General features: G+C 52.9%; 1 rRNA gene. It reads left to right on the top strand.

What is annotated here, in order from left to right:
• Positions 1 to 1,467, top strand: a 16S ribosomal RNA gene (locus tag RBH29_RS17780); the annotation flags it as partial.

Raw genomic sequence — 1,467 nt, 5'->3', positions numbered from 1 at the left:
AGGATGAACGCTGGCGGCGTGCCTAACACATGCAAGTCGAGCGGGGGATACGGAGCAGCTTGCTGCACTGTAGACCTAGCGGCGGACGGGTGAGTAACGCGTGAGCAACCTACCTTGCACAGGGGGATAACACCGGGAAACTGGTGCTAATACCGCATAATATCATTTATATGCATGTATAGATGATCAAAGGAGAAATCCGGTGTAAGATGGGCTCGCGTCCGATTAGCTAGTTGGTGGGGTAATGGCTTACCAAGGCAGCGATCGGTAGCCGAACTGAGAGGTTGATCGGCCACATTGGGACTGAGACACGGCCCAGACTCCTACGGGAGGCAGCAGTGGGGAATATTGCGCAATGGGGGAAACCCTGACGCAGCAACGCCGCGTGAAGGATGAAGGTCTTCGGATTGTAAACTTCTTTGATTGGGGAAGAAAAATGACGGTACCCAAAAAACAAGCCACGGCTAACTACGTGCCAGCAGCCGCGGTAATACGTAGGTGGCAAGCGTTGTCCGGAATTACTGGGTGTAAAGGGCGTGTAGGCGGGGATGCAAGTCAGATGTGAAATTCCAGGGCTCAACCTTGGAGCTGCATCTGAAACTGTGTCTCTTGAGTGCTGGAGAGGAAAGTGGAATTCCTAGTGTAGCGGTGAAATGCGTAGAGATTAGGAGGAACACCAGTGGCGAAGGCGGCTTTCTGGACAGTAACTGACGCTGAGGCGCGAAAGCGTGGGGAGCAAACAGGATTAGATACCCTGGTAGTCCACGCCGTAAACTATGGATACTAGGTGTAGGGGGTATCGACCCCTTCTGTGCCGGAGTTAACACAATAAGTATCCCACCTGGGGAGTACGACCGCAAGGTTGAAACTCAAAGGAATTGACGGGGGCCCGCACAAGCAGTGGAGTATGTGGTTTAATTCGAAGCAACGCGAAGAACCTTACCAGGACTTGACATCCCTTGAAAGGTCTAGAGATAGATTTTCCCTTCGGGGCAAGGAGACAGGTGGTGCATGGTTGTCGTCAGCTCGTGTCGTGAGATGTTGGGTTAAGTCCCGCAACGAGCGCAACCCCTGTTGTTAGTTGCCATCATTAAGTTGGGCACTCTAGCAAGACTGCCGGTGACAAATCGGAGGAAGGTGGGGACGACGTCAAATCATCATGCCCCTTATGTTCTGGGCTACACACGTACTACAATGGCTGTTACAGAGGGGAGCTAAGTCGCGAGATGGAGCAAATCCCTAAAGGCAGCCCCAGTTCAGATTGCAGGCTGAAACTCGCCTGCATGAAGTCGGAATTGCTAGTAATGGCAGGTCAGCATACTGCCGTGAATACGTTCCCGGGCCTTGTACACACCGCCCGTCACACCATGAGAGTCGGCAACACCCGAAGTCAGTAGTTTAACCGTAAGGGAAACGCTGCCGAAGGTGGGGCTGATGATTGGGGTGAAGTCGTAACAAGGTAACCGT

Origin of the sequence: Herbivorax alkaliphila (genome assembly GCF_030848475.1) — a bacterium.
In the GTDB taxonomy this organism is placed as follows: Bacteria; Bacillota; Clostridia; order Acetivibrionales; family Acetivibrionaceae; genus Herbivorax.
The sequence above is the reverse complement of the archived record's forward strand: the minus strand, read 5'-3'. Positions and strand labels throughout refer to the sequence as shown.